This is a genomic window from Roseateles sp. GW823-FHT07B05 (assembly GCF_058794515.1).
Window position 1 is genome coordinate 354383 of the sequence record NZ_JBXAGX010000003.1, and the last position, 20511, is coordinate 374893.

Genomic DNA, 20511 nt, shown 5'->3' on the forward strand with positions numbered 1-20511 from the left:
GTCCTGATCGACGAGGCTGCCGCGGCCGTGGCAACCCGCGTGCCCGGAGTCCTCGCCCCCATGCAAGAAACAACGCCTGCCGTTGACGACGACCTGCTAGAACTGCTCGACGAGCCCGAGCATCACGAGCTGGACCACCGCCCGCACGACCGTCCCTGGCGCATCCTCATCGTCGACGACGACGGTGACGTCCACAAGGCCACCGAGCTGGCCATGCAGGGCCTGACCGTCGAAGGCCAGCCGCTCGTCTTCCTGCACGCTTCATCCGCCGCCCAGGCGCGCCAGCTGCTGGCCAGCGAGGACGACCTGGCCGTCGTGCTGCTGGACGTCGTCATGGAGAGCGAGGACGCGGGCCTGCAGCTGGTGCGCCACATCCGCGAGGAACTGCGCCTGAACGCCGTGCGCATCGTGCTGCGCACCGGCCAGCCCGGCTATGCGCCCGAGATCGAGACGGTGCAGGCCTATGACATCAACGACTACAAGACCAAGTCCGAGCTGACCCGCACGCGGCTCTACACCGTGCTGACGGCGGCCGTGCGCTCCTACCGGCAGATCTGCGCGCTGGAGGCCAACCGCCGCGGGCTGGAGATGATCGTCGACAGCAGCACTTCGCTGTCGCGCATGCGCGGGCTCTCGCGCTTCGCCGAGGGCGTCGTCACGCAGCTGTGCGCGCTGCTGGGCATCCTGCCCGAGGGGCTGGTGTGCGCCCAGGTGCATGGCGACGCCGGCGACGAAGTGCGCATCGTTGCCGCTGCCGGCCAGTACAGCGGCCTCATCGACCGGCCGCTGGCGCAGGTCAAGATCCCCGCCGTGCGCGACCGCCTCGAGCGCTGCCTGCGCGAGCAGAAGAACCTCTACGACGACGGCACGGTGCTGTACTTCGGCATGGGCCAGGGCCGCGCGATGGCGGCGCTGGTGGACGTGGGCCGCGAGCTCGATGACTTGGACCAGCAGCTGCTGCGCGCCTTCTGCTCCAACATCGCCGTCGGCTTCGAGAACGTCGTGCTGTACAGCCAGCTGCTGGACCAGGCCTACAACGACCCGCTGCTGCGCCTGCCCAACCGCAACCGCTTCGTCGAGCTGCTGGACAAGAACCTGAAGGACCCGACCGGTGTCACGCTCGCGCTGATCGACATCGACGACTTCTCGGACATCAACGACGCCTTCGGCCACCACTTCGGCGACCAGGTGCTGCAGGCCGTCGTGCACCGCATGAGCGAGATGCTGGGCCTGAACACCGCCATGGCCCGCGTCGGCGCCGACACCTTCGGCGTGCTGGGCGAGCATGCCAAGGTCTGCCCCGAGACCGTCAGCGCGGTCTTCGCCGACCCCTTCGTCGTCGCCGGCGAGCGCCTGCAGCTGTCCGCCACGACGGGCCTGGTGCGGCTGGGCGAGTCCACCGCCGTCGGCTCCGAGCTGCTGCTGGATGCGCAGATCGCGCTCAAGCGCGCCAAGCAGCAGCAGCGAGGCTCCTCCCAGTACTTCTCCGCCGCCATGGGCAGCGACGCGCGCGAGCGCTTCAAGCTGCTCAAGGGCCTGCGCACCGGCTTCGAGGAAAGCCAGCTCTTCGTTGTCTACCAGCCGCAGGTGAACATCGACAGCGGCGCCGTCATCGGCGCCGAGGCGCTGCTGCGCTGGCGCGCGACGGACGGCCGCTTCATCCCGCCCGACCAGTTCATCCCGCTGGCCGAGCAGAGCGGCCTCATCATCCCCATCGGCGAGTTCGTCATGCGCACCGCCTGCGCGCAGCTCAAGCGCATGCAGGCGCTGGGCCACGCCGACTTCCGCATGGCCGTCAACGTGTCCATGGCGCAGTTCCGCCACCCGGGCTTCCTGGACATGCTGTCGCGCGCGCTGAAGGACACCGGCACCGCCGGACACAGCCTGGAGCTGGAGATCACCGAGTCCATGGCGATGGAAGACGCCGAGCTGGTGCTGCGCGTGCTGGCCGACGTCAAGCAGCTGGGTTTCTCGGTGGCCATCGACGACTTCGGCACCGGCTTCTCGTCGCTGTCCCAGCTGCGCCAGCTGCAGGTGGACCGGCTCAAGATCGACCGCGCCTTCGTGCAGGAGGCGCAGTCGTCCACGGCGGGCTCCACCATCGCGCAGATGGTCATCAACCTGGGCCGCGGCCTGGGCCTGACCGTCATCGCCGAGGGCATCGAGACCGAGGAGCAGCGCCAGTACCTCATCGGCCTGGGCTGCCACGAAGGCCAGGGCTGGCTGTTCGCCAGGCCCATGCCGGCCGAAGACCTCGAGGTCTGGATGAAGCGCTGAGGCCCACGGCTTCAGGCGGCCGGCACCTCCAGCCGGTAACCCATGCCGCGCACGGTGTGAATGAGGGGCCGCGGGTGGCCGTCGTCGATCTTGGCGCGCAAGCGCCGGATGAAGACATCCACCACGTTGGTGAGCGGGTCCTCGCTGGAGCCCCAGACCGTGGCCAGGATGCGCTCGCGGCTGAAGAGCCGCCCCGGCGCGCTCATCAACAGCTCCAGCAGGGCCAGCTCGCGGGCCGTGAGCGTGAGGGCGCGGCCGGCCCGGCTGGCGCGCATCTGCTGCCGGTCGAACACCAGGTCATCGACCACCAGCTGCGCCGCCCGTGCCGGGCGCAGACCGCGGCCACGCCGGGCCAGGGCCTCGATGCGGGCCAGCAGCTCCTCGAACTCGAAGGGCTTGACGAGGTAGTCGTCCGCCCCGGTGCGCAGGCCGGTGACCCGGTCTTCGAGCGAGCCCAGGGCCGTGAGCATCAGGATGGGCATGCCGACGCCGGCGGCGCGCAGCGTCTGGCAGACCTCCAGGCCGTTTATGCCCGGCAGCATCAGGTCCAGCAGCAGCAGGGCGTCCTCGGCCTGTGCCTCGCTGCCGGCGGCCTCCTGCGCGGCTGCCAGCGCTTGCGGCCCGGTGCTGGCCAGCTGCACGTGGTAGCCCTCGGCCCGCAGGCCGCGCTCCAGGAAGGCGGCGATGCGGGCATCGTCCTCGGCCACGATGAGCTTCATGCGGCGGCCCTCATGCCGGCCACGCACAGCGGCAGGGTCAGGGTGGCCACGGTGCCCCCCGTCGGGCGCGGCGCCAGGCGCACGTCGCCGTCATGCCCGCGGGCCAGCGTTTGTGCGATGGCCAGGCCCAGGCCACTGCCGTCGGCACGGTGGCGGCGGGCCCGTTCGCTGCGCCAGCGGTGCTCGAACGCGCGCCGCAGGTCCTCGGGCGCCAGGCCGATGCCGTCGTCCTCGATGCGCACCTCGGCGCAGCCGGGCGTTTCGCCCACCACCTGCACGCTCACGCGCACCGTGCCGCGCGGATGGGAGTAGCGCACCGCGTTGTCCAGCAAGGCCATCAGCAACTGGCGCAAGCGCTGCGCATCACCCTTCACCGGCAGGGCATGCAGGGGCAGGTCGACATCCGGCAGGTCCACGCCCTGCGCGGCGGCCAGGGCTTGCGCCTGCTCGACCGCCTGCCGGATGGGCTGGCCCAGGTCCAGCGGCACGCGGCGGATGTCGACCGCCTCGATGTCGGTGCGCGCCACCGTCAGCAGATCGTCGATGACACGGCCGAGCTGACCCGCCGTGTCGGCGATGCGGCGCAAGGCGCCCTGGTATTCGTCCACCGGCTTGTCGCGCCCGCGCAGCGTGACCTCGGCCTCGCCGCGGATGACGGTGGTGGGCGTGCGCAGCTCGTGGCTGATGTCGGCAAACAGCCGCCGGCGCCGCTCCTCGGCGGTCTGCAGGGCCTGCAGGGCGTCGCTGAGCGCGCGCGTGCGTTCAGCCACCTGCTGTTCCAGGTCCAGGCGCAGCTGGGCGTCGCGCTCGCGGTGGGCCGACAGTTCGGCCGCCATGGCGTTCACGCTGCCCGCCAGCAGCGCGAATTCGTCGCGCCCCTGCAGCGGAATGCGATGCTCCAGCTCGCCCCGCTGCAGCGCCACGGCCGCCTCCCGCAGCGCGCTCAGCGGGCGGCGCAGCGCGCGGGCGAAATACACCGCCAGCGCCAGCGCCAGGGCGCCGATGGTGACGGCCGTCGTGATCCACAGCGTGCGCATGCGCGTCATGGCACGGTCGGTGTCGTCCCGCTTCTCGCGCACGGTCTCCGCTTCGCGCGCCGTGCTCTCGGCCAGCAGGCGGCGCAGGTCGCGGCCCTGGGCCATGTCGAAGTGTTCGCTCGCCGCTGACCAGAGCGCGGCCGGGCTGCTGCCGCCCGGCACCGGGTGTTCGCTCAGTTGGGGCACCAGGGTGTCGAGCTTCTGGCGCAGCACCACCAGTGCATCGCGCCGTTGCAGCTGGCGCTCCCGGGCGCGCGGGCGGTCGTCTAGGGCCTCCGCGCGCTCGGCGAGCTGGTCAAGCCGGTCCAGCGTGGCGCGCATGGTGGCGGTGAGCTGCTGCAGTTCGGGCAGCTCGGCGCCCGCGTCGAACTCCCGCTGCGCGGCCCAGGCGCGCAGCCGCTGCTTGTCGGCCGACAGCTGCGCGAAGCCGAGCTGGATGTCGGCCGCGACGCGCCCGCGCAGCACCTGATGCTCGGCCACGCGCACCGACCACAGCGCCAGCGCGCATTGCGCGACCGCCGCGGCGGCCAGGAAGATGAGGGCCCAGGTCAGGCGACGTCCGAACATGCATGGATTCTCGCGGCCGGCAGGCCGGCCTGCATGAACGCCAGATGAACAGCGCATGCGCCGCGGTTCATGCCCGCGTCAGCCTGGCCTCATCGGGCGACCCAGGGCGAGTTCATGCCCCGCGGGCTCAATGGCGGTACGGCGCAACCCGCGCCGAGTTTCCCGAGGAGCCATGTCATGAAGAAGTCGCTGTCCCTGTTCGTCCTGCCCGCCGTGCTGGCCGCCGCCGCGCTGCCCGCCCAGGCCGACGTCCCGCTGGCCAACCGGGCCATCACGCAGGCCGAGGTGCTGGCCGCCCAGAACGGCTGGTGCAAGGCGCTGCTGGACATCGGTGCAGCAAACGCCAGCGGTGGCCAGGCCGCCGCCAAGGCCCTGGCCGAGAAGGTCATCGACACCGCCTACGGCTACCAGATGGGCCCGGTGCTGTTCAAGCCGACGCTGACCGTCGCGCCGCAGACCTTCCGCACGACCAAGGCGGGTGCGCTGGCCTATTTCGTTGGCGGCGATGCGGCCTTCCCCAAGGATGACGGCTTTGCGCTGAAGGGCTGGACGCGTTGCGAGGTCAGCAACAGCGCGATCTTCATCGCCGGCGACTCGGCCAGCACGCAGGGCAATGTGAGCTTCACCGGCAAGGACGGCAAGGTCACGACCGTGGACAAGACCTGGAGCTACGTGAAGGACGATGCCGGCCGCCTGCGCATCGTGGTGCATCACTCGTCGCTGCCCTACGCACCGCGCTGAGGGGTCGGCTTAGACTGCGACGACTTCCTCTACAGGAGCGCCCATGAGCCTCGCGAAGATCCTCGTCGCCCAGGGCGGCGGCCCCACCGCCGTCATCAACCAGAGCCTCGTCGGCGTCGTGCTCGAAGCCCGCCGGCAGGCCGGCGTGGGCAAGGTCTACGGCGCGCGCCATGGCGTGCGCGGCATCGTCAACGAGGACTTCGTCGACCTCACGCAGGAGACCAGCCACAACCTGGAGCTGGTGGCCGGCACGCCGGCGTCGGCGCTGGGCTCCACGCGCGACAAGCCCGACGCGGCCTACTGCCACGAGATCTTCACGGTGCTCAAGGCGCACGAGATCACGCACTTCTTCTACATCGGCGGCAACGATTCGTCCGACACCGTGCGCATCGTGTCGGAGGAAGCGCAAGCCGCGGGCTACCCGCTGCGCTGCATCCACATCCCCAAGACCATCGACAACGACCTGGTCGGCAACGACCACACGCCCGGCTACGCGTCGGCGGCGCGCTTTGTCGCGCAGGCCTTTGCCGGCGCCAACCTCGACAACGCGGCGCTGCCGGGCGTCTACGTCGGCGTCGTCATGGGCCGCCACGCCGGCTTCCTGACCGCCGCCGCGGCCCTGGGCAAGAAGTTCGACGACGACGGCCCGCACCTCATCTACGTGCCCGAGCGCGCCTTCGACACCGAGCAATTCCTGCGCGACGTGAAGGCCACGCACGAGCGCTACGGCCGCTGCGTCATCGCCGTCAGCGAGGGCATCCACGATGCGAGCGGTGCGCCGATGCTGTCGAAGCTCGCCGGCGAGCTGGAGCGCGACGCGCACGGCAACGTGCAGCTCAGCGGCACCGGCGCGCTGGCCGACCTGCTGTGCGAGGAGATCAAGGGCCGCTTAGGCATCAAGCGCGTGCGCGGCGACACCTTCGGCTACCTGCAGCGCAGCTTCCTCGGCTGCGTCAGCGACGTCGATGCGCGCGAGGCCCGCGAGGTGGGCGAGAAGGCGGTGCAGTACGCCTTCCACGGCGACCGCGACGGCTCCGTCGCCATCCAGCGCGTGGGCTACTACTCCGTGGACTACGCGCTGCTGCCGCTGGCCGCCGTGGCCGGCAAGACGCGCACGATGGAAGACCACTTCATCAACGACGCCGGCACCGACGTGACCGACGCCTTCCGTCTCTACCTGCGGCCGCTGCTGGGGTCGGGCATGCCGGATGCGTTCCGGCTGCGGCCGAATCCGGTGCCCAAGGTGCTCAATCGCGGTTGAGTTTTGCCAGCGCCCAGGCCTCGGCGCGCGCCTGGGCCTGCGCCAGCACCAGCAGGCTGACCACCCAGACGGCGAACAGCCGCATCGGCGACACCCAGGTCTCGGGGATCATCGCGTAGCCCAGCACGGCCACCGCGGGCAGCAGCGAGAACACGGGGCCCCAGGTCCGGCTCATGTCCAGCGAGTTCGTGACCGGGCGCAGCAGCCAGGCCAGCGGTGCGGGCAGGTGCAGGCGGCCTTCCGCGCTGGCGGCACCCAGCAGCACCCCGAGCGCGCAAGCCCACAGCGCCGCACCGCCCGGGCCATCGGCGGGCAGGCCGGTGATGAGGATGAGCCAGCCCAGCACGATCAGGCCGACACAGGTGATGCCGTGCTCCGGATGCCGCGGCCAGGCGCCGGTGAGGCCGGCCAGCCCCAGCAGGCCGAGGGCCACCGTCGTGAAGCCGTCCGGCCCCGCGCCGCTCCCCGTGCCACCGGCCTGCAGCAGTTGAGTGCCGGCGACGTTGAAATAGGCCAGGAAGGCCGCCGCGGCCAGCAGGCACAGCCCCAGCACGGGCTGCCGGCGGGGCATCGCCCAGGCCCGCAGCCAGCGGCCGGCGCGCCCCGGCGGGTTGGCGAGCAGGGCGCCCGCCGTGTAGGCCGCGCCCAGCGCCATGCCGCCGCAGACCGTCCAGGTCAGTGCGCGGGTGAGCAGCGGCACGCCCGCCACGCCCATGGCCAGGCCGCAGCCGATGAAGACGGCCACGGCCATCGCCACACGCAGCAGCCCGGCCTGCCCGACCAGCGTGTTCAACCGCGATTGATCACCCAGCTCCAGCCCCAGGCGGCGCAGCGTCGCCGGGCCGATCTGCGCCAGCTCGCGCAGCATGCCGGGGTGCAGCAGCACCATCATCAGCAAGGCGGATGCGTGGCGGCCGGCGCGCAGCCGCTCGTACAGCTTCAGCAGGGGGCGGGCGCGGGCGAGCAGCCCCGCGTCGTTCAGCGCGCGCGGCCAGCGGGCGTTCATGGCCTCTTCCAGGTCCTCGGCCAGTGCGTTGCCCAGCATGTGGCGGGTCCGGTAGTCGTCACGCCAGCGGAACTCGGCGTCCAGCCGGGCCACGAAGTCGTCCGGCAGTTGCGGCAGCTTCACCACCCACTGCGCAAAGGCGGACGAATGCAGGCCGCGCGTCTCCAGCGGCTGCGTGAGCAGCTCCTGCTGCACCCGACCCCAGGCCGCCTCCAACCCGGGTGGGCCGTGGCGTCGCCAGGCCAGCTCCAGCGAATCGATCAGCGCCTGCGGTGTGCTGATGTCGGCGGCGGTGGGGTGGATTTCCGCGTCTTGCTGCGCAGGCGCGGCGGGTGGCTGGGGCGGTTGCACGGCGGGGCTGCCGGTGGCGGCGGCAGGCTCGTCCGCCACCGGCTGGGCCTGCCACTTCGCCCACTGCTGCGCGCGCTCATACGCCGCCCTCAGCGCCTGGTAGGCCTCGGCATCGTCATCCGGCCGCGTGGCCTTGAGCTTCAGCGCGTAGGCCTTCTTGATGGCCGCCAGCTCTGGCGTCGGCTCGATGCCCAGCAGCGCCCAGTCGCGTTCCCACATGTCAGTCGCGCTGCAGCGCTCGCAGCTGCTGCAGCCCCCAGGCATCCGCCTTGGCCTGCAACCATCCGACGGCCAGGATGCTCAGCACCCAGGACAGGAAGAGCGTGGAGATGCTGAACCTGCCGTCGGCCAGCACGGCCCAGGCAAAGGCGAAGGCCAGGGGTGCCAGCGCGGTGGTGTAGGTCCAGCGGTCCACGAGGTTCATCGTGTTCAGCACGGGCCGCACCATCCAGCGCACGGGTGCGGATTCCGGCAGGCCGAGGCGCTCCTCGTGCATCGCGGCGCCGATCAGCAGCCAGATCAGGCCGACCAGCACGCAGGCCGGCAGCGGCAGCCAGCCGTGCAGCAACGCCATCGAGAAATAGCCCACCAGCGGCGTCAGCGCGGTGACGGCACAGCCGCGCAGCATGTCCAGCGGCCAGGCCAGCACCAGGCCGGTCAGCGCGAGCACGACGGCGCCGTAGCCGTACACCTCGTCGGGCATCGTGCCTGCCGCGAGCACGGCCTGCAGATGCAGCAGCCCGGCCGCCGCCAGCAGCAGCGCCAGGCCCAGCCAGGGCTGGCTGCGGTGCCGGCGCCAGCGGTCCAGCGGCAGCGCCCAGCGTCGCGTCGACGTCTTGAACGACACCCCGCCGCTGATGAGCGCGCCGGCCAGCAGCGCGGCGATGAGGTAGCCGCCGGTGCCGAACAGCCAGCCCAGCGCGCGGCCGCCGGCGATGACGGCGTCTCCGAAGATCGGCAGGGCCGCGGCCCAGCACAGCAGCGTTGCCACGGCCACGCGCAGCCCCAGTCCGCGCTTGATGCGCGACGCCAGCCACTCACGGGGCAGGCCCAGGCGCTGCAGCCAGTCGGCACCCAGCACGTTGCGGTAGCGGGCCAGCAGCGGTTGCAGCAGGAAGAACAGCCACGGCAGGCGCCACCAGGCGCCCGTCGCACCCTGCAGCGCGGCCAGTGCCTGCAGCGGCTCGGCCAGCTCTTGCACGATGTCGGGCAGCCGGGCCGGCCGCAGCCGGGCGTCCAGCATCGCCTGCAGCGCGTGCGCCGGCTCGGTGCCCAGCAGCCGTTCGGTGCGGAAGTCGTCCAGCCAGCCGAAGTGGGCGTTCAGCGCGTGCAGCAGGTCGTCGGGCAGCGCCGGCGTGGCCAGCACCCATTGCGCGAAGGCGGCGGAGAACTCGGCCTGCCGGCTCAGCGGCTGCCGGTCCAGCTCGGGCCGGGCCTCCTCGGCCCAGGCGTGCCGCAGCGCGGCTTCGCCGCTGTGGCGCCAGCGCAGCGTCAGCGCGTGGATGAGCTGGTCGGGGCTCACCGGGGCTTCTGCCGGCGGCGCCTCGGCCACTGCCTCGGCGGGCGGCGTGGCCGCGGGCTCGGCCGGGGCCGCCTGCTGCGCGTCGGCTGGCGGCTGCCACTTCAGCCACTGCTGCACGCGCTCGTAGGCGCCGCGCAGCGCCTGGTAGGCCTCGGCGTCATCGTCCGGCCGCGTCGTCTTCAACTTCAACGCGTAGGCCTTCTTGATGGCGGCGAGATCGTTCGTCGGTTCAATGCCCAGCCGGGCCCAGTCCTCATCCCACATATCAGGGTCTGTTCACACTATGGCAATGGGTCGCGAAGGCCCGCAGCCACGGGCCAATCAAGGCGCAGCGCGCCGCCCGCACTCGCGTGCGGGCCAGTGCTGCAACGCAGAGTGGCCCGTGGCTGCGGGCCTTCCCTGAGGGTTGTCACCACAAGGGCCGCGCGCAGCGTTGCAAATCCTCGCCGGGTGCACAACCCGGCTGCGGTTTGCGCCTTGCTCGCGGCCCTTGTGGTGACAACGCGGCCCATTGCCATAGCGTGAACAGACCCTAGAACCTGAACGACGTGTCGATGCTGTCCAGCGCATCCTTGAACTGCTGGCGGGCATTGCGGATGGCGCGGGCGTCCTGCGTCTGCAGCACCAGCTCGAACTGGGCCAGCCAGTCCTGCAGCATCACGCGGTCGTTGCCCAGCCGGTCCTCGAACAGGCGCTTGGCGCGCTCGATCAGGTAGCGGTTGTCCTGCTCGTCGCGCGGGTGGCGCTTGAGCGCCTGCAGCCGCTCGCGCGTCGCGGCGATGTCGGCGGCGGACAGCCGCGCGCCCTGGCTGTCGATGACCAGCTCGTGCCGCTGGCCGCCGGGGAAGTCGCGCGCCTCCACCTCCAGCAGCCCGTTGGCGTCGTAGGTGAAGCGCACGTCCACGCCAGCCTGGCCGGCTGGTGCGGGCGCGATCGGGATCTCCAGCTTGCCCAGCGACAGGTTCTCCGACCCCACCGGCGACTCGCCCTGGCGCACGTCCACCAGGATGACCTTCTGCTGGTCGCTCAGCGTGCGGTACTGCTCCACGCGCGACACCGGCACCGGCGTGTTGCGCTCGATGATGGGCGAGAAGCGGTCGCTGACCATGCGGTCGCCGATGGCGGTCGCCGCGATGATGCCCAGCGAGTAGGGCATCACGTCGGTCAGCACGACGTCGTCCAGCGCCGCGTCGCGCGCCTTCAGGCCGGCCTGCACGGCCGCGCCCATCGCGATGGCGAGGTCGGGGTCCAGCGTGCGCAGTGGCAGGCGCTGGAACAGCCGCGCGACGAGCTGGCGCACCATGGGCATGCGCGTGGCGCCGCCGACGAGCACCACCTCGGCCAGGCCGGCGGTGTCCAACTGGGCATCGGCCAGCGCGCGTTCGATGGGGCGGCGCAGCCGCTGCAGCAGCTCAGCCGATGCGGCCTCGAAGTCGGCGCGGGTCACTAAGGCGCTCAGCGGGCGGTCGCGCCAGCTGGTGCGCATCTCGGTGCCGTCGCGCTCGCCGAGGTCGCGCTTGGCCTGCTCGGCCAGGCGCCACCAGGTCTCGCTGGCCAGCCAGGCCTCGCGCTCCTCGGCGCTCAGGCCCTCGGCCTGCTTTGCGAACAGCTGGGCGATGGCGCGGCTGAAGTCCTCGCCGCCCAGCCGCGTGTCGCCGGCGCTGGCGCGGACCTCGACGACGCCCTCGAAATACGCCAGCACCGACACGTCGAAGGTGCCGCCGCCGAGGTCGAAGATGAGGAAGCTGCTGTGCTCCGGCCGCTGCTGCAGGCCGTAGGCCAGGCCGGCGGCGGTGGGCTCGTTGAGCAGCCGCTCGACCTTGAGCCCGGCGATCTCGCCGGCCGTGCGCGTGGCGCGGCGCTGGGCCTCGTTGAAATAGGCCGGTACGGTGATGACGGCTTCGGTGACCGGCTCGCCCAGGAAGGCCTCGGCATCGGCCTTCAGCGTCTGCAGCACCAGCGCCGACAGCTCCTCGGCGCGCAGCTGCTTCACGTGGGCGCCGGTGCGCAGCGTGAGCTTCTTGTCGCTGCCCATCCAGCGTTTGAAGGCCAGGGCGGTGGACTCGGCGTGCAGGCCGGCGCGCTCGCGCGCGGCCAGGCCCACCAGCGTGTGGCCCTGCTCGTCCAGGCTGACGGCCGACGGCGTCAGGTAGTCCCCGTGGGCGTTGGGGATCAGCACCGGCGCGCCGTCGCGGAACACGGCCGCCGCGCTGTGCGTGGTGCCCAGGTCGATGCCCAGGATCATTGGAATAGCCTCCCGTTGGAACGGGCGGCAGCTTAGCCGCTTCCGGCGGTGCTCACGTCAAGGCTTGGGCTTGACGAGGCGGTTGTGCTGGTCGTTGACGCCGACCAGCGCGGCCGAGCCGTAGTGCCGGTGCAGCTCGGCCACCATCTCGCCGTTGATGACGACGGGATCGGTCTCGACGGCCTTGCGCGCGACGTCCTGGTCGGCGGTGGCGAAGATGAACAGGCCCCGCCAGCCGTCCACGCCGTCCAGCGGGCCGGCGTACACCAGCAGGCCCTCCTTGGCCAGGCGCTGGATGTTGGCGAAGTGGCCCTTGAACATGGCGTCACGCTCGGGGCCGTCGGGCATGCGCTTGGGGCCGGTCTTCAGCAGCACGAAGGTGTAGGCCCGCATGCCCTGGTCGTTGGCGCCCCAGGCCTGGGCCTTGGCGGCGTCGTAGGCAACGGCTTCCTGCGCGTGCAGGGGCAGGGCGCTGAGCAGCGCGAACAGGCAGGCGGCGAGTTTCATGGCGGCGGCGTGCGGGTCGGGGTGGGGGCATTGAACCGCATCGCGGCGCGGCCGGCGAGCGCTGGTTGTCATCAGGCCTGCAAATCCGCGCGACAACATGGGCGGGCCCGAGGAGCCCGCCCATGTCCCAGCCCGCCGCCCCCGCCAAGACCGACGCCGCCCGCCAGCTGCTGGCCGGCCCGCGCACCAGCCTGCCGGCGGCGCTGCGCATGCTGCTGATCAGCGTGGACGGCCAGCGCAGCGAGGCGCAGCTGCTGGACATCGCGCGCTCGCTGGGCCTGGCCGGCAACGTGCTGCGGCAGCTGCAGCGCGACGGCCTCGTGACCGGCGGCGCCGCGCCCGAGCCCGCCCCGGCCGCCGCGGGCGATGACGAGCTTCGCCGCCTGATGCGCGCCAAGATGTTCGCGCTGGACCTGGCCGGCCGCATGCTGGCCGGCCGCGACGCCGAGCTGCGCGCCAGCGCCCGCGCGGTGGACAGCGAGTCGCGCTTCCTGGCCTGGATGGCCGACGCCTCGCAGCGCATCGAGGCGGTGGCCAGCGCCGAGCGCGCGCAGCTGTTCCGCGAGCGCGTGGCGGCGGCCGTCGCCTGACGCGGCGCGGCGACCTCCCCCGCCTCGGGGGTGCAGGCCTGCCGGCTACCCAGATGGGTAGGGACAAGGCTAACGGCGCCATGCACAGTCCGCTCGCCCTTCCGGCCCCGGGACCTCGACATGCGCATCTACCCCCTGCAGCCAACCCTCGCCTCGCTGACCCCCCGCCTGCGCCGCCGCGGCATCGCCGCCGCCGCCGCCCTGCTGGCGCTGCTGGGCGCCACGCCCGCCATGGCCACCGTCTACGGCCTGCAGCTGCTGGGGGAGGGCATCACCGGCGGCCACGTGGACCTGATCCCGACCAAGATCAACGACTTCGGCCAGGTCATCGGCGCGGCGTCGCAGTTCGAGAACGGCCGCAACCTCGGCATGCAGGCCTTCGTCACCGACATCGGCGCCACGAACTTCCGCTACCTCGTGCCGTCCACCTGGGCCGGGGCCGCCACGCCGTTCACGACGGCGCTGGACATCAACAACGCCGGCCAGGTGCTGGGCTCCACGGTCGGCAGCGTCAACGGCGTCATCGGCCCGCAGTACTTCCTGTGGAACGCGACCAGTGGCGTTCAGGCGTTGCCGCCGGTCATGGCCGGCTCACCCTGGATGCCGCAGCCGATGGCCTGGGTCGACGCGCGCGCGATCAACGATGCCGGCATCGTCATCGGCACGGTGTCGTCGTCGCCGTCCACGCCCGGCAGCGGCCGGCCGGTGGCGTGGAACAGCCACATCGGCATGGGCAACCTGCTGCCGCTGCAGTCCGGCACGCCGCCCGTCGTGGCGTCGTTCCAGACGGGCGTGGTGCAGGCCATCAGCAACAGCAACCTGGTGGTGGGCGGCCTGTACGACCCGATGACGGGCCAGATGCGCAGCGGCACCTGGAACCTGGCCGTCGACGGCGCCCTCACCGTGATGACGCCGCCCGGTGGCCTGCCGCTGCCCAACACGCCGCCGGGCGCCATGCAGGTGCGCGCCGTCAACGATGCCGGCCAGGCGGTGGGCGTCTATGTCGCGCCCGGCAGCTCGCAGGCGCAGGCGTTCTTCTGGGACCCGGTCAGCCGCTCGTCCTCGGTGATCCCCGCCAACGTCGTTCCGGCCGGTGGCGGCAGCGTCGGCACGCTGACGCTCGCGGCGGACGGCACCGTCACCGGCACGCTGGGCAACGGCAAGGACGTGTTCACCTGGAAGCCCGGCCAGGCCGCGGCTACGGTGATCGCCGGCGGCGCGGCGGTCAGCGTCGACGTGCGCGCGGCCAACAACGCCGGGCAGGCGGTGGGCAACGGCTTCGGCGGCTGGACCGGCCCCTACAGCAGCATCAACACCGCGCTGCTGTGGCAGGACGGCCAGGCCGTCGACCTCAACACCCTCGTCACGCTGCCCGACGGCTGGCGGCTGACGCAGGCCGAGAGCATCAACAACCGCGGCCAGATCGCCGGCATCGTGCGCACGCCCACCGGCGACCTCGGCTTCGTGCTGTCGCCGCAGGGCACGGCACCCAGCGCGCCGCTGCTGCCGGAGGCCGGTGGTTCGGCCAGCGCGGGCTGGAGCTTCCAGGCCACCGTGCAGCCCGACACGCCGTTCTTCTTCGACCCCGACGTGGCCGTGGGCTACGAGTACGAGGTGCGCTCCGGCCCGGCCATCAAGTCGGTGCTGCTGCCGGCCAACATCGGCGACGGCAGGTACGCGCTGTGGAGCTGGGACGGCAGCGCCTACGTGGACGCCGGCATCGAACTGCACGGCGGCCAGACCTACACCTTCGCCGAGGCGGTCACGCAGTTCGCCGTGCGCGGCATCGAGACCAGCGCCATGCTGGACCCGACCAGCCCCACCGCCTTCGTCACCGGCCTGACCTTCGACGGCAGCGGCCAGGTGGACCTGTCGCAGCGCGCCATCACCGAGTACGTGGCCTCGGTGCCCGAGCCCGGCAGCGTGCTGATGATGCTGGCCGGCCTGGCCGTGCTGGGCGCCTTCGTGCGCCGCCGCCTGCCCCGCGCCTGACCCCTGCCAAAAGCCACTTGCGTGGCCTGCGCGCGCTCAACTACATTTGTAGTACGACAACTGTAGAAGATGCGCCATGGACGAGGACAACGGCAGCGGGGATGTGTCGCTGAGCGAGCTGCAGCTCAGCCTGATGCGCGTGCTGTGGGTGCGCGGCGAGGCCAGCACGGCCGACGTGGCCGAGGCGCTGCGCGGCGAGCGTGACCTGGCGCACACCACCGTCGCCACGCTGCTGACGCGGCTGGAGAAGCGCGGCCTGCTGAGCAGCCGGCGCGACGGGCGGGCGCTGCTGTACACGCCGCTCGTCAGCGAGGCCGAGGTGCAGCGCTCCATGGTGGGCAGCCTCGTTGACCGCCTGTTCGCCGGCCGGGCCAGCGCGCTCGTCAGCCACCTGCTGGACGCCCGCAGCGTCGACGCCCAGGAGCTGGCCGCGCTGCAGGCGCTGCTGCAGCAGCGCAAGGGGGAGGGGCGCCATGACTGATGCGCTGCTGACCTGGGCGTGCAGCTACCTGCTGCACAGCAGCCTGTTGATCGGCGGCCTGTGGGCGGCCGAGCGCGCCGGGTGGCTGGCGCGGCTGGGCACCGCCACGCAGGAGACGCTGTGGCGGCTGGCGCTGCTGGGCGGCCTCGTCAGCGCCAGCCTGCCGTTGCTGCCGGCGCTGCCATCACTGCCGCAGGCTGCACCGGCCGGCGCGGCGCCCGCCGTGGTGGCGCCAGCCCCGGCCCTGATCCAGCCCTCTCCGCCGGACGCCCGCCTGGCGCCGCTCGTCGTGGACGCGCCGGCCGCCTCGCGCCCCCGCGCGCAGCTTGGCGCGCTGCCGGTGGCCGCGCGTCTCGCGCCGACGGCCCAGAGCGCCGCCATGGGCCTGGCCGCACTCTGGTTGCTGGGTGCCGCGCTGCTGCTGGCCGGCTTGGCGCTGCAATGGCTGTGGCTGGGCCGCGTGGTGCGCCGTCTGCCCGCACTGGCCGACCCGCGCTGGCAGGCGCTGGCCGCGCGCCTGGCGGCCGACCTGCGCGTGCCGCTGCCGGCGCTGCGCCACGCCCGCCCCGGCTGGGCCAGCCCGCTGCTGGCGCCGGGCCGCCAGCTGTGCCTGCCCGCCTGGTGCCTGGACCTGCCCGACGACGAGGCCCGCGCCGTGCTGGGCCACGAGCTGGCCCACCTGCGCCGGCGCGACCCCGCCTGGCGGCTGCTCGCGGCCGTGATGCAGGCGCTGCTGTGGCCGCAGCTGCTCAACCGCGTCGCGCTGCGGCGGCTGGACCTGCTGGCCGAGCTGGCCTGCGACGCTGCCGCTGCCGCACCGGCAGGCCAGCGCCTGGCGCTGGCGCAAAGCCTGCTGCGCTGCGCCGAGGCGCTGAAGACCGGCCGCCACGGCCCCGCGCTGGCTTGCGGCGCCGCGAGCGCCGGCTCGCCGCTGCTGGCCCGCGTGCGCCGGTTGCTGGGCAGCGACGCCGACGCGCCGCGCGAGCGCCGTGGCGTGCGCTGGGGGCTGGTGGCCGTGGTGCTGGCGGCGCTGGTCGCCATGCCGGCGGTGGTCGTCAGCCACACCGATGCCGGCGAACTGATGGATCGCTTCGGCCTGGACAGCCTGTCCTTCGCCACCTTCAGCGGCACGCGCATCGTGAGCCGCTATCCGGGCGGCAGCTTCTCCGTGAAGCTGAACGGCCAGGTCGGCTTCAACGACGCCGAGACCGACGTGCAGACGCTGACCGGCCGCCTGCTCGTGCGCGAACGCGAGGGCGGCCTGACGCGCGAGATGGCGCTCACGTCCCTGGGCGAACGCGGCCTGCAGCGCGAGTACCGCGTCGGCGGCGCCGTGCAGCCGCTGGATGATGCCGGCCGCCAGTGGTGGGCCCAGGCCGTGCAGCGCATGGCCGAGCACCTGACCGACCCGCTCGTGCGCGCCCGCCGGCTGTTCGAGCGCGGCGGCATGGACGCCGTGCTGGCCGACCTGGAACGCGCCCGCGACGACTACCCGCGCCGCCAGCGCGTGGAGGCGCTGCTGCGCCTGGGCCAGCCGCTGCCCGTGGCCGCGCAGGACCGGCTGATCGCCGTGGCGGCCGGCATCGACGGCGGCTTCGAGCGGCGCCAGACGCTGCAGGCCATCGCCGGCCTGCCGCTCGCCGAGCCGCAGCAACTGGCCTGGCTGAAGGCCGCGGGCGGTGTCGACGGTGACTTCGAGCGCCGCGAGGCCTTGGGTGCGCTGGCGCCCCGGCTGCAGGCCAGCCCCGCGGTGCTGCAGGCCTGGGCCGACGCGCTGGGCCACATCGATGGCGACTTCGAGCTGCGCTCTGCCATCGAGGCGCAGGTGGCTGCCACGCCGCAGCCCGCGGTGCTGGACGCCGCGCTGCAGGCCGCGTCACGCATCCAGGGCGACTTCGAGAAGCGCGAGGCGCTGGGCGCCGTGGCCCGCCGGCTGCAGGGCGACGAGGCCGGGCTGGTGGAAGCCTATGCCCGCACGGCCGGCGGCATCCAGGGCGGGTTCGAGCGGCGCGAGGCCCTGAACCGGCTGCTGGACCGGCCGCGGCTGGGCGCCACGGGCCTGGAGCGCGTGCTGGCCAGCGCCGAGGCGATGGAAGGCGGCTTCGAGCGCCTGCAGGTGCTGCTGCGCGTGGCCGAGCGGCTGGGGGAGGTCAAGCCGGTGGACGGCGGCCTCGTCGAGCGCCTGCGCCGCGCCGGCCGCGGCCTGGGCGACCACGAACGCGGCCAGATCGAGAACGCGCTGGACCGCCTCGGCTGAGCGCTGTTCAGCCGGCGCGCTTGGCCAGCACCGCCCGCGCCACGCGCGACACCGGCGGCCGGCCCAGCACACCGGAGATGAAGGCGCCGGCGTCGACGAGCTTGTCCAGGGCTATGCCTGTCTCGATGCCGAGGCCGTTGAGCATGAACACCACGTCCTCGGTCGCCACGTTGCCCGTCGCGCCCTTGGCGTAGGGGCAGCCGCCCAGGCCGGCCACGCTGGCGTGGAAGCTGTGCACACCCAGCGCCAGGCTGGCGTAGAGGTTGGCCAGCGCCTGGCCGTAGGTGTCGTGGAAGTGGCCCGACACCTCGGCGGTGGGGAAGTGCTTCAGCGCCCGCTCCATAGCGAGCTGCACCTTGCGCGGCGTGCCCACGCCGATGGTGTCGGCGATGTCGATGGCGTCCACGCCCAGTTCACGCAATGGCCTGACGACGGCCTCCACCTGGTCGGCGCTGATGTCGCCTTCATAAGGACAGCCGAGCGCGCAGGACAGCGCCGCGCGCACCTTCACGCCGGCGGCATGCGCGCCTTCGATGACGGGCGCGAAGCGCGCCAGGCTCTCGGCGATGGAGCAGTTGATGTTCTTCTGCGTGAACGCCTCGCTGGCCGCCGTGAAGACGAGGATCTCGTCGGGCCGGGACGCCAGCGCCGGCTCCAGCCCCTTGAGGTTGGGCACCAGCACCGAGTAGCGCACGCCCGGGCGGCGCTCGATGGCCGCCATGACGGCCGTGTTGTCGCCCATCTGTGGCACCCACTTCGGGCTGACGAAGCTGGTGACCTCGATCTCCTTGAGCCCGGCGTCCTGCAGCATCGCGACGAGCCGCGCCTTGTGCTCGGTGGCGACGTTCTCTTTCTCGTTCTGCAGGCCGTCGCGCGGGCCGACGTCGAGGATCTTGACGAACGACGGCAGGGCCATGGTCATGCCTCCAGCTTCAGCAGTTCCGCGCCGTCGCCCACCTGGTCGCCCACGGCGAACAGCAGCTCGGCCACGGTGCCGTCGCGCGGCGACGAGATGGTGTGCTCCATCTTCATCGCTTCCATGACGGCCAGCGGCTGGCCCTTGCTGACGGTGTCGCCCGCCTTGGCGAGGAAAGCCACGAGCTTGCCGGGCATGGGCGCGGTGAGCCGGCCGCCTTCCGACGCGCCTTCGCCGGCATGGGCGATGAGATCCACCTCGGTCAGCACGGCCGAGCCATCGGCGCCGAACACGGCGACGCGCTCGCCCTGGGCGTAGGTCTTCACACGGACGCGGTCGGTGCCGAGGAACAGCTCGTGCGTCTCGGCATCGTGCGACTGCACGGCGAAGGCTACGGCCTCGCCGGCCACGGTCAGCGTCATGCCGCCGCGGTGCTGGCGGGCCAGCAGCGCATCAAAGTGAGTGCCGGCGGCCTCCAGGTCGAAGCGGCGTGTGGCCGCGCCGAACAGGCGGAAGCCGTCGCGCGCGCTCCACGGGTCGGTGCCCTGCGTGGCCGCCTCCACGGCCAGCGTGTGGGCCACCACCGCCGCAGCGCTCACGCGCAGCGGCAGGCCGGGCTGGTCGAACAGCACGGCCTTCTCGCGTTCGATGAGGCCGGTGTCCAGGTCGGCGCCCGCGAACGAGGCCGTGGCCGCGCAGCGGCGCAGGAAGGCGACGTTGGTGTGCAGGCCGACGATGTGCGTGTCGCGCAGCGCGGCGTCCAGCCGGGCCAGCGCCTGCGCGCGGTCCTCGCCCCAGACGATGAGCTTGGCGATCATCGAGTCGTAGTAGGGGCTGATCGCGTCGCCCTCGCGCACGCCGGCGTCGATGCGGACGTTGCCGCGCTCGAACGCCACGTGCTCGGGCCAACGCGCCACATCCAGCGAGCCGGTGGCGGGCAGGAAGCCGCCATCCGGGTTCTCGGCGCAGATGCGCGCCTCGATGGCGTGGCCGTGCATGCAAAGTTCCGATTGCTTGAGCGGCAGCGGCTGGCCCGCGGCGACGCGCAGTTGCCATTCGACGAGGTCCTGGCCGGTGATCGCTTCCGTCACCGGGTGCTCCACCTGCAGCCGCGTGTTCATCTCCATGAAGTAGAAGCGGCCATCCTGTTCGGCGATGAACTCCACCGTGCCGGCGCCCACATAGCCCACGGCCTTGGCGGCGGCGACGGCCGCTTCACCCATCTGCGCGCGGCGCTCCGGTGTCATGCCCGGCGCGGGCGCTTCTTCGAGCACCTTCTGGTGGCGGCGCTGCACGGAGCAGTCGCGCTCGAACAGGTAGACGCAGTCGCCGTGGCTGTCACCGAACACCTGGATCTCAATGTGGCGCGGGCGTTGCACGTAGCGCTCGATCAGCACCGCGTCGTCGCCGAAGCTGTTGATGGCTTCGCGCTTGCACGAGGCGAGGGCCGCGTCGAACTCGTCGGCACCGTAGACCGCCCGCATGCCCTTGCCGCCACCGCCGGCGCTGGCCTTGATGAGCACGGGGTAGCCGATGCGGTCCGCCTCGCGCTTGAGCAGCGCGGGGTCCTGGTCGGCGCCGTGGTAGCCCGGCACCAGCGGCACACCGGCGCTTTCCATCAGCCGCTTGGACTCGGCCTTCAGCCCCATCGCCTGGATGGCGCTGGGCGGCGGGCCGATGAAGACGACGCCGGCATCGGCGCAGGCCTGGGCGAAGGCCTCGTTCTCGCTGAGGAAGCCATAGCCGGGGTGCACGGCCTGCGCGCCGGTCGCCTTGGCGGCGGCCAGGATGCGCTCCCACTGCAGGTAGGAGTCGCGCGGCGCCGGGCCGCCGATGTGGACGGCTTCGTCGCAGGCGGCAACGTGTTGCGCATCGCGGTCGGCGTCTGAGTAGACGGCGACGGTCTGAATGCCGAGTCGCTTGGCGGTAGCCGCGACTCGGCAGGCAATCTCGCCACGGTTGGCGATCAGGATCTTCTTGAACATCTCTCTTGTCTCCGGTCTTGTGAACCTTCTACAGGCTTGTTCTTCTGGGGCCGGGGT

At 72.4% G+C, this 20511-nt stretch carries 15 protein-coding genes; 7 read left to right on the plus strand and 8 right to left on the minus strand.

Translation table 11 applies throughout. The features are described from left to right. The first annotated feature begins 60 nt into the window (after nt 1–60). Entirely contained in the window at nt 61–2277 is a 2217-nt protein-coding gene (locus AC1Q7O_RS09850; protein WP_492658919.1) for a putative bifunctional diguanylate cyclase/phosphodiesterase, read from the plus strand. Between the two features lie 11 nt (nt 2278–2288). Here the strand turns inward: AC1Q7O_RS09850 and AC1Q7O_RS09855 are convergent, their stop codons facing one another. Together AC1Q7O_RS09855 and AC1Q7O_RS09860 are read right to left on the minus strand one after the other, a co-directional pair. Beyond that, on the minus strand, nt 2289–2996 hold the full coding sequence (locus AC1Q7O_RS09855; RefSeq protein ID WP_492658918.1) for a response regulator transcription factor: 708 nt from the start codon (nt 2994–2996) through the stop codon (nt 2289–2291). After that, a complete protein-coding gene (locus AC1Q7O_RS09860; RefSeq protein WP_492658917.1) occupies nt 2993–4600 on the minus strand; it encodes a sensor histidine kinase in 1608 nt (535 codons plus the stop codon). The genes AC1Q7O_RS09855 and AC1Q7O_RS09860 overlap by 4 nt, the downstream gene beginning before the upstream one ends. A 177-nt stretch (nt 4601–4777) precedes the next feature. Between AC1Q7O_RS09860 and AC1Q7O_RS09865 the strand changes: the two genes are divergently transcribed. Both AC1Q7O_RS09865 and AC1Q7O_RS09870 read left to right on the plus strand, forming a co-directional pair. Next, nucleotides 4778–5341, plus strand: coding sequence for a metal-independent carbonic anhydrase family protein (locus AC1Q7O_RS09865; protein WP_492658916.1), 564 nt, complete (start codon nt 4778–4780; stop codon nt 5339–5341). Nucleotides 5342–5384: 43 nt separating this feature from the next. Then, entirely contained in the window at nt 5385–6602 is a 1218-nt protein-coding gene (locus AC1Q7O_RS09870; RefSeq protein ID WP_492658915.1) for a 6-phosphofructokinase, read from the plus strand. On the opposite strand, the gene AC1Q7O_RS09875 is transcribed toward AC1Q7O_RS09870, so the two are convergent. The 4 genes from AC1Q7O_RS09875 to AC1Q7O_RS09890 form a co-directional block, all read right to left on the minus strand. Beyond that, on the minus strand, nt 6589–8178 hold the full coding sequence (locus AC1Q7O_RS09875; protein WP_492658914.1) for a hypothetical protein: 1590 nt from the start codon (nt 8176–8178) through the stop codon (nt 6589–6591). The two genes, AC1Q7O_RS09870 and AC1Q7O_RS09875, sit on opposite strands and share 14 nt — an antisense overlap. A gap of 1 nt (nt 8179) precedes the next feature. Beyond that, the gene (locus tag AC1Q7O_RS09880; protein WP_492658913.1) at nt 8180–9745 is read right to left on the minus strand and encodes a hypothetical protein; all 1566 of its coding nucleotides are present in this window, start codon (nt 9743–9745) and stop codon (nt 8180–8182) included. 268 nt (nt 9746–10013) lie between these two features. Then, nucleotides 10014–11726 carry an Hsp70 family protein gene (locus AC1Q7O_RS09885; protein WP_492658912.1) on the minus strand — a complete coding sequence of 571 codons (1713 nt, stop codon included), beginning with the start codon at nt 11724–11726 and terminating at the stop codon, nt 10014–10016. A 57-nt stretch (nt 11727–11783) separates the two neighbouring features. Then, entirely contained in the window at nt 11784–12233 is a 450-nt protein-coding gene (locus AC1Q7O_RS09890) for a YciI family protein (protein WP_492658911.1), read from the minus strand. A gap of 122 nt (nt 12234–12355) precedes the next feature. Here AC1Q7O_RS09890 and AC1Q7O_RS09895 point away from each other — a divergent pair, with 122 nt between their 5' ends. From AC1Q7O_RS09895 to AC1Q7O_RS09910, 4 genes are all read left to right on the plus strand, one after another. Further along, nucleotides 12356–12823: a hypothetical protein gene (locus AC1Q7O_RS09895; RefSeq protein WP_492658910.1), complete on the plus strand. Its 468-nt coding sequence runs from the start codon at nt 12356–12358 to the stop codon at nt 12821–12823. A gap of 120 nt (nt 12824–12943) precedes the next feature. Further along, entirely contained in the window at nt 12944–14815 is a 1872-nt protein-coding gene (locus AC1Q7O_RS09900; RefSeq protein ID WP_492658909.1) for a PEP-CTERM sorting domain-containing protein, read from the plus strand. A 76-nt stretch (nt 14816–14891) separates the two neighbouring features. Then, nucleotides 14892–15296 (plus strand): BlaI/MecI/CopY family transcriptional regulator, encoded by a 405-nt coding sequence (locus tag AC1Q7O_RS09905; protein WP_492658908.1) that lies wholly within the window; start codon nt 14892–14894, stop codon nt 15294–15296. Continuing rightward, nucleotides 15289–17553 (plus strand): M56 family metallopeptidase, encoded by a 2265-nt coding sequence (locus AC1Q7O_RS09910; RefSeq protein ID WP_492658907.1) that lies wholly within the window; start codon nt 15289–15291, stop codon nt 17551–17553. Before AC1Q7O_RS09905 ends, AC1Q7O_RS09910 begins: the two co-directional genes overlap by 8 nt. 7 nt (nt 17554–17560) lie before the next feature. On the opposite strand, the gene AC1Q7O_RS09915 is transcribed toward AC1Q7O_RS09910, so the two are convergent. Together AC1Q7O_RS09915 and AC1Q7O_RS09920 are read right to left on the minus strand one after the other, a co-directional pair. Further along, a complete protein-coding gene (locus AC1Q7O_RS09915) occupies nt 17561–18469 on the minus strand; it encodes a hydroxymethylglutaryl-CoA lyase (protein WP_492659069.1) in 909 nt (302 codons plus the stop codon). A 2-nt stretch (nt 18470–18471) separates the two neighbouring features. Beyond that, nucleotides 18472–20454, minus strand: a complete 1983-nt coding sequence (locus AC1Q7O_RS09920) for an acetyl/propionyl/methylcrotonyl-CoA carboxylase subunit alpha (RefSeq protein WP_492658906.1) — start codon at nt 20452–20454, stop codon at nt 18472–18474. Nucleotides 20455–20511: the final 57 nt, after the last annotated feature.

Coding starts and splice junctions, on each gene's coding strand:
- AC1Q7O_RS09885 (WP_492658912.1), bottom strand. CDS start 11,726: ATGATCCTGGGCATCGACCTGGGCACCACGCACAGCGCGGCGGCCGTG.
- AC1Q7O_RS09915 (WP_492659069.1), bottom strand. CDS start 18,469: ATGGCCCTGCCGTCGTTCGTCAAGATCCTCGACGTCGGCCCGCGCGAC.
- AC1Q7O_RS09905 (WP_492658908.1), top strand. CDS start 14,892: ATGGACGAGGACAACGGCAGCGGGGATGTGTCGCTGAGCGAGCTGCAG.
- AC1Q7O_RS09910 (WP_492658907.1), top strand. CDS start 15,289: ATGACTGATGCGCTGCTGACCTGGGCGTGCAGCTACCTGCTGCACAGC.
- AC1Q7O_RS09850 (WP_492658919.1), top strand. CDS start 61: ATGCAAGAAACAACGCCTGCCGTTGACGACGACCTGCTAGAACTGCTC.
- AC1Q7O_RS09855 (WP_492658918.1), bottom strand. CDS start 2,996: ATGAAGCTCATCGTGGCCGAGGACGATGCCCGCATCGCCGCCTTCCTG.
- AC1Q7O_RS09920 (WP_492658906.1), bottom strand. CDS start 20,454: ATGTTCAAGAAGATCCTGATCGCCAACCGTGGCGAGATTGCCTGCCGA.
- AC1Q7O_RS09880 (WP_492658913.1), bottom strand. CDS start 9,745: ATGTGGGATGAGGACTGGGCCCGGCTGGGCATTGAACCGACGAACGAT.
- AC1Q7O_RS09860 (WP_492658917.1), bottom strand. CDS start 4,600: ATGTTCGGACGTCGCCTGACCTGGGCCCTCATCTTCCTGGCCGCCGCG.
- AC1Q7O_RS09875 (WP_492658914.1), bottom strand. CDS start 8,178: ATGTGGGAACGCGACTGGGCGCTGCTGGGCATCGAGCCGACGCCAGAG.
- AC1Q7O_RS09895 (WP_492658910.1), top strand. CDS start 12,356: ATGTCCCAGCCCGCCGCCCCCGCCAAGACCGACGCCGCCCGCCAGCTG.
- AC1Q7O_RS09870 (WP_492658915.1), top strand. CDS start 5,385: ATGAGCCTCGCGAAGATCCTCGTCGCCCAGGGCGGCGGCCCCACCGCC.
- AC1Q7O_RS09900 (WP_492658909.1), top strand. CDS start 12,944: ATGCGCATCTACCCCCTGCAGCCAACCCTCGCCTCGCTGACCCCCCGC.
- AC1Q7O_RS09890 (WP_492658911.1), bottom strand. CDS start 12,233: ATGAAACTCGCCGCCTGCCTGTTCGCGCTGCTCAGCGCCCTGCCCCTG.
- AC1Q7O_RS09865 (WP_492658916.1), top strand. CDS start 4,778: ATGAAGAAGTCGCTGTCCCTGTTCGTCCTGCCCGCCGTGCTGGCCGCC.